At 73.6% G+C, this 6,711-nt stretch carries 6 protein-coding genes and 1 pseudogene; 4 read left to right on the top strand and 3 right to left on the bottom strand.

The window, feature by feature from the left end; genetic code table 11:
• Positions 1-510 (top strand): annotated as a pseudogene (locus tag A4V12_RS39495) (hypothetical protein); the annotation flags it as partial.
• A gap of 13 nt (positions 511-523) precedes the next feature.
• Here the strand turns inward: A4V12_RS39495 and A4V12_RS15125 are convergent.
• Complete coding sequence (locus A4V12_RS15125; protein ID WP_064069873.1) at positions 524-1,318, bottom strand: hypothetical protein; 795 nt, start codon at positions 1,316-1,318, stop codon at positions 524-526.
• A gap of 250 nt (positions 1,319-1,568) precedes the next feature.
• Between A4V12_RS15125 and purN the strand changes: the two genes are divergently transcribed.
• Both purN and purH read left to right on the top strand, forming a co-directional pair.
• Entirely contained in the window at positions 1,569-2,186 is a 618-nt protein-coding gene (purN, locus tag A4V12_RS15120) for a phosphoribosylglycinamide formyltransferase (RefSeq protein WP_064069872.1), read from the top strand.
• Positions 2,173-3,750, top strand: a complete 1,578-nt coding sequence (purH, locus tag A4V12_RS15115; RefSeq protein ID WP_064069871.1) for a bifunctional phosphoribosylaminoimidazolecarboxamide formyltransferase/IMP cyclohydrolase — start codon at positions 2,173-2,175, stop codon at positions 3,748-3,750. The genes purN and purH overlap by 14 nt, the downstream gene beginning before the upstream one ends.
• A gap of 86 nt (positions 3,751-3,836) precedes the next feature.
• Here purH and A4V12_RS15110 read toward each other — a convergent pair whose 3' ends face one another.
• Both A4V12_RS15110 and A4V12_RS15105 read right to left on the bottom strand, forming a co-directional pair.
• The gene (locus tag A4V12_RS15110) at positions 3,837-4,568 is read right to left on the bottom strand and encodes an RDD family protein (RefSeq protein ID WP_064069870.1); all 732 of its coding nucleotides are present in this window, start codon (positions 4,566-4,568) and stop codon (positions 3,837-3,839) included.
• 214 nt (positions 4,569-4,782) lie between these two features.
• Positions 4,783-5,442: an RDD family protein gene (locus A4V12_RS15105; protein WP_064069869.1), complete on the bottom strand. Its 660-nt coding sequence runs from the start codon at positions 5,440-5,442 to the stop codon at positions 4,783-4,785.
• A gap of 207 nt (positions 5,443-5,649) precedes the next feature.
• On the opposite strand from A4V12_RS15105, the gene A4V12_RS15100 reads away from it, so the two are divergent.
• Positions 5,650-6,513: a bifunctional methylenetetrahydrofolate dehydrogenase/methenyltetrahydrofolate cyclohydrolase gene (locus tag A4V12_RS15100; RefSeq protein WP_064069868.1), complete on the top strand. Its 864-nt coding sequence runs from the start codon at positions 5,650-5,652 to the stop codon at positions 6,511-6,513.
• Positions 6,514-6,711 lie beyond the last annotated feature (198 nt).

Below are 6,711 nucleotides of genomic sequence, written 5' to 3'. Positions count from 1 at the left end.
CCCGGCGGCCGCCCGCCCCCCCGCCGTCCGCCCCCGTGCCGTCCGCCCCCGCGACCGCCCGCCTCCCCGGCGCCCCCGGTTCCGGCCCCCGCCACCCCGGAGCAGAGCCCCGACCCCGACCCCGCCCCCGAGGCCCCCACCGCCAGCCCCGTCCCCGCTCCCGCTTCCACGAACGCCCCCCAGCCCCGGCCCGGGTCCGATGACGCGCCCGCACCCCTGCCCGTACCGTCGCCGGACGCCTCCCGCGTCTCCTCGGGCGCCGGGCGGGAGGAGCGGCCGGCGCCCGAGGACGATCCGGGCGACCCCGCCTTCGAGCCCTACGCCGTCCTGCCCGCCGCCTGGGAGGACCCGGTGGCCCGCGAGGCCCGCTGGACCGCGCTCAAGGAGGCCTCGGGCGGCCTCATGGCCACGTTCCCCCCGGCGCCCGTGGCGGGGCCGGCCGCACCCGGGGACGACATGCCGGAGGCCCCGGGTGCCGATGACCCGGGGCCTCCTCAGCGGCGGTCGTGAACCCTCGCGCCCGTCACTCCTGGACGCCGAAGACCTCACGCAGCGGGTCCGGGAGCAGTTCGTTGCACGACAGCTGACCCGTCTTGGTCAGGGCGTCGTCGACGCACGCGTAGTAGTCGCGGTAGACGAGCTGGATCGTGAACGTCGCCGCCACGATCATCAACGCAAGCGTCGCCGTGACCAGTCCGCTCACCGCGGCGGTGGTCTGCGGGCGGCCCTGACCGGCCGCCGGTCCCGCCGGGGCCGGGCCACCGCCCGGGGCGCCGCCGCCCGCGGCCGGGGCGCCGGCCGTGGCGGGCCGGGCCGCGCCGGCCGGGCGGGACCTGGCGCGCAGCGAGCTGATGCCCCAGTACAGCGCCAGGGCACCCAGGAGCAGGCCGATCTCCGGGAAGTCGAAGATCGCGAAGAAGAACGCCCACATCCCGGAGAGCAGCGCGTACCGGGCGCGGCGCTGCGCCGGGTCGGTCGGGTCCCAGCGCGGGGCCGGCGCCTCAGGGCCGCCCCGGCCCTGGCCGCCGCCCTGCTGCTCGCCGCTCGGGCGGTTGCCGAAGCCGCCGGAGGAGCGCCCCGGCTGCCGGGGGCTCCACTGGCTGCCCCAGGCCGGGCGGTCCCGCTCCGGTTCCCCGGAGGAGCCGTCCGGAGCGCCGTCGCCGGAGCCCTCGCCCGACGGGGGCCGGCGGGGCTGCCAGGGCTGGTCCGGCCTGCCCTCGGGCGGCGGGGCGAACGGGTTGTCCTCGTCCCTGGACTCCGTGGACTGGCGTTCCCGCGGCAGGAGGTGGATGGCCGTGCGGCGGCGTCGGTCCGGCATGTGGTGAACGTCTTCCCCTCAGACCCCCGGGCCGGCGCGACAGCGCGGGCGGGAGTCTCGTGTCGTCGTGTCCGTCCGTTCGGGGACGGCCCTGCCTCAGACGCTACCCCCCGGCCCCGCCCCCGTCCCGTGGGGGCGGCTCGGTGTGCCGGTATCGTTGCTGACGGTCGGCTCTCTCGTAGAGTTCCCCGTATCGAGGGGCCCGATTCATTCGTACGACCACACAAAGCAACGCGAAAAGGGTTTCCCCGTGGCCGCCGCCCGCCTCGTCGTCCTGGTCTCCGGATCGGGCACGAACCTGCAAGCTCTGCTCGACGCCATCGCCGACGACCCGCACGGCTTCGGGGCCCGGATCGTCGCGGTCGGTGCCGACCGCGACGGCATCGCCGGCCTGGAGCGGGCCGAGCGCGCCGGGCTGCCGACCTTCGTGTGCCGGGTCAAGGACCACGCCACCCGGGACGAGTGGGACCACGCGCTGACCGAGGCGACCGCCGCGTACGAGCCGGACCTCGTCGTCTCCGCCGGGTTCATGAAGATCCTCGGCAGGGAGTTCCTGGCCCGGTTCGGCGGCCGGATCGTCAACACGCACCCGGCGCTGCTGCCCAGTTTTCCCGGTGCCCACGGAGTGCGGGACGCTCTCGCGCACGGCGTGAAGGTCACCGGATGCACCGTCCACTTCGTCGACGACGGCGTCGACACCGGCCCGATCATCGCCCAGGGCGTGGTCGAGGTCCGGGACGAGGACGACGAAGCCGCTCTCCATGAGCGCATCAAGGAAGTCGAGCGCTCGCTGCTCGTCGAGGTCGTGGGGCGCCTGGCCCGGCACGGCTACCGCATTGAGGGACGAAAGGTTCATGTCGGTGAATAAGCCCATCCGTCGCGCGTTGATCAGTGTCTACGACAAGACGGGGCTGGAGGAGCTCGCCCGCGGGCTGCACGAGAACGGCGTCGAGCTGGTGTCCACCGGCTCCACCGCCGCGAGGATCGCCGCCGCCGGTGTCCCGGTCACCAAGGTGGAGGAGCTGACCGGCTTCCCCGAGTGCCTGGACGGCCGCGTCAAGACGCTGCACCCGCGCGTGCACGCCGGCATCCTCGCCGACCTGCGCCTGGACGCGCACCGCGAGCAGCTCGCCGAGCTGGGCGTGGAGCCGTTCGAGCTGGTCGTCGTGAACCTGTACCCGTTCCGCGAGACGGTCGCCTCGGGCGCCACGGCCGACGAGTGCGTCGAGCAGATCGACATCGGCGGCCCCTCCATGGTCCGCGCCGCCGCCAAGAACCACCCCTCCGTCGCGGTCGTCACCTCCCCGGCCCGGTACGGCGACGTCCTCGACGCGGTCAAGGGGGGCGGCTTCGACCTGACCGCCCGCAAGCGGCTGGCGGCCGAGGCGTTCCAGCACACCGCCGCGTACGACGTCGCCGTCGCCTCCTGGTTCGCCGACGACTACGCGGCCGCCGACACGGTGTCCGACAGCGGCTCCGCCGCGGGTGGCTTCCCCGACTTCCTGGGCGCCACCTACGAGCGCAAGACCGACCTCCGCTACGGCGAGAACCCGCACCAGGGCGCCGCGCTGTACGTCGACGGCACCGGCGGCCTCGCCGAGGCGGAGCAGCTGCACGGCAAGGAGATGTCGTACAACAACTTCACGGACACCGACGCCGCGCGGCGCGCCGCCTACGACCACGACGAGCCGTGCGTGGCGATCATCAAGCACGCCAACCCGTGCGGCATCGCGATCGGCGCCGACGTCGCCGAGGCGCACCGCAAGGCCCACGCCTGCGACCCGCTGTCGGCCTTCGGCGGTGTCATCGCCGTCAACCGCCCGGTGTCCGTGGCGATGGCCGAGCAGGTCGCGGAGATCTTCACCGAGGTCATCGTCGCCCCCGGCTACGAGGACGGCGCGGTCGAGGTCCTGGCCCGCAAGAAGAACATCCGTGTGCTGCGCGCCCCCGGCGCCCCGGCCGGCCGCGTCGAGGTCAAGCCCATCGACGGCGGCGCGCTGCTCCAGGTCACCGACCGCCTCCAGGCGGACGGCGACGACCCGGCCGGCTGGACCCTCGCCACCGGTGAGGCGCTCTCCCCGGCCGAACTGGCCGAGCTGGCCTTCGCCTGGAGGGCCTGCCGCGCCGTCAAGTCCAACGCCATCCTGCTCGCCAAGGACGGCGCGAGCGTCGGCGTCGGCATGGGCCAGGTCAACCGCGTCGACTCCGCCAAGCTCGCCGTCGAGCGCGCCGGCGAGGAGCGGGCGCGCGGCTCGTACGCCGCGTCCGACGCGTTCTTCCCCTTCCCCGACGGCCTGGAGATCCTGACCGCGGCGGGCGTCAAGGCCGTGGTGCAGCCGGGCGGTTCGGTCCGCGACGAGCTGGTCGTGGAGGCGGCGGAGAAGGCGGGCGTGACGATGTACTTCACCGGTACGCGCCACTTCTTCCACTGACGCGCGGGGCGCGAGCCCCAGACGGCGAAGGCCGCGCCCCGGGAACGGAGCGCGGCCTTCGCCGTTCGGGCAACCGCCCGGCGGTGCTACTTCTTGACGACCAGGGTGCCGGCGGCACGGTCGTGCCAGCCCTGCGTCTTGCCCGAGTTGTCGAAGAAGGGGGAGAGGTACACGAGCAGGGTGCCGATACCGCACAGCAGCGCACCGACCTGCGGGATGATCCAGCGGATGAAGCCGCCGCCCACGCCCGGCTTGCCGCCCGTCTTCTCCTTGATGACCCGCAGGCCGACCGCCATCTTGCCGAGCGTGGCGCCCACGAAGGAGATGAGCAGCCACTCGTAGAGCAGGGTGATCAGACCGACGAGCGCGAACATCGTCATGAGGCCGGCCATCATGCCGCCGCTGCTCTCCTGGATGCTGGCGTTGACGCAGCTCTCGTACAGCGGCGAGCTCGGGTCGCACTTGTCGGCGGCCTCCTGGGCGGCACCGAAGATGCCGGCGAAGCCCACGGCCATGAGGATGCCGTAGACGACACCGATGATGGCGCCGTCGATGAGGCGGGCGCCCAGACGGCGGCCCATGCTGGCGATCTCGACGGTGCCGAGGCCCGGCACGTTGATGTAGCCGTTGTTGGCCTGGAGCGTGCCGGGCGTCTGCGGGTACGCGCCGTAGGGCTGGCCGCCCGGCTGCTGCGGGTAGCCGTAACCCTGCTGGGGCGGGACACCCTGGGGGGCCTGCTGCGGGTAGCCGTAACCGGGCTGCTGGGGCTGGCCCTGGGGCTGCTGCCCGTAGGGGTTGTTGGGGTCGCCGAAGCTCATGGCGAGTTTTCCTCCGTTGTCGTGCGGGGACGGCGCGGCCCGCGCGGAGGAACTTCATGTACTTTGAGCGGTTTTGCCCCCCGGCACTGCCCGCGGCACTGCGCGGATCATCGTCGTCGTACCGTCGACTTCTTGTCCAGTCGGATAACAAGGCGTTGTGCAAGTGCAACCTCGGGTGCCGCGCCGGGCGCGGCACCCGGAGGGCACCGGGGAATCACTTGATCTTGTAGACGGCGGTGTTGCACACCTTGTCGGCGAAGGTCTGCTTCTTCTCGTCCCACAGCGGCCACAGCCAGCCGAGGTAGCAGGCGACGCTGTCGAGGAAGTGGGCGAGCTTGCGGACGAACGCCATGCCGACGCCGAGGGGGCGGCCGTCGGCCTCCCGCAACAGGCAGATGCCGAGGGCCTTCTTGCCTATCGTCTGGCCGGTCTTCCCCTCCTTGACCAGCTGCAGGACGGCCATCGTCAGCGTGTACACCATCAGCGGCAGGACGATGATCGCCCCGAGCTGCGGCTCGCCGGTGGAGCTCGTGGCGCCGCTGATGCCCACGATCGCGTACAGCGGACCCAGGATGATCAGCATGTCGAGCAGGTGCGCGCCGACGCGGCGGCCCCAGTGGGCGTACGGCGGCATCCCGCCGCCCATGCCCGGCATGCCGGGCGGCGGGTAGGCGCCGTACGGCTGGGGCTGCTGCGGGTAGCCGAACTGCTGCTGCACGCCCTGCGGAGGCACGCCCTGGGGCGCCTGCGGGGCCTGCGGGTAGCCGTAACCCGGCTGGCCGTAGGGGGGTTGCCCGCCGTACGGCGGCTGCTGGCCGTAGGGCTGGCCCTGGGGCTGCTGCCCGTAGGGGTTGTTGGGGTCGCCGAAGCTCATGTCGGGGTGTCCTCCGTCGGTGTGGGGGCGGCGCGGCCCGCGCGGAGGAACGTCACAAGCTCTGAGCGGTTCTGCCCCCCGGCACTGCCCGCGGCATTGCGCCGATCATCGTGGTCGCGGCGGCGACCCCTTGTCCAGTCGGGGCGGCGGACCGCGGCGCCGGACGCGAATTGGAACCGGGGCGGGGTCATCCGCGAGGATGGGCACATGACCGCCCAGATTCTCGACGGCAAGGCCACCGCAGCCGCGATCAAGTCCGACCTGACCGCCCGCGTGGCGGACCTCAAGGCCCAGGGCATCACCCCCGGCCTCGGCACCATCCTGGTCGGCGACGACCCGGGCAGCCAGAAGTACGTCGCGGGCAAGCACCGCGACTGCGCGGAGGTGGGCATCGCCTCCATCCAGCGGGAGCTTCCCGCCACCGCCACGCAGGAGGAGATCGAGGCGGTCGTCCGCGAGCTGAACGAGGACCCGGCCTGCACCGGTTACATCGTGCAGCTCCCGCTGCCCAAGGGCATCGACGAGAACCGCATCCTGGAGCTGATGGAGCCCTCCAAGGACGCCGACGGACTGCACCCGATGAACCTCGGCCGTCTCGTGCTGAACGAGCCGGCCCCGCTGCCCTGCACCCCGAACGGCATCATCACGCTGCTGCGCGCGCACGGCGTCGAGATCCGCGGCGCGGAGGTCGTGGTCGTCGGCCGGGGCACCACCATCGGCCGCCCGATGCCGCTGCTGCTCACCCGCAAGTCGGAGAACGCCACGGTCACGCAGTGCCACACCGGCACCCGGGACCTCGCCGCGCACCTGCGGCGGGCCGACATCATCGTGGCCGCGGCGGGCGTGCCGCACCTGATCAAGCCCGAGGACGTGAAGCCCGGCGCGGCCGTGCTGGACGTGGGCGTCAGCCGTGACGAGAGCGGCAAGATCATGGGCGACGTGCACCCGGGCGTCAACGAGGTCGCCGGGTGGCGCGCCCCCAACCCGGGCGGCGTCGGCCCGATGACGCGGGCCCAGCTGCTGGTCAACGTCGTCGAGGCGGCCGAGCGCGCCGCCGCCGCGGCGAGCTGAGCCGGACCGGAGAGGGCGACCCCATGGGCGTACGGGCGAACGACGACCCCGCCACCCCGGCGCGGCCCCCCGCGGCCGGCTCCCCGTCCGGACCCGGTGACGGGGTCGGGCCGGGCGGCCGGGCCGGGTCCGGCGCCCCGTCCGGGCAGCCCGCCGCCCCCGGCGCCGCGTCCGCCCCGCCGGGCAGATCGGAAGAGC

Origin of the sequence: Streptomyces noursei, from assembly GCF_001646665.1 — a bacterium.
In the GTDB taxonomy this organism is placed as follows: Bacteria; Actinomycetota; Actinomycetes; order Streptomycetales; family Streptomycetaceae; genus Streptomyces; species Streptomyces lavendulocolor.
The sequence above is the reverse complement of the archived record's forward strand: the minus strand, read 5'-3'. Positions and strand labels throughout refer to the sequence as shown.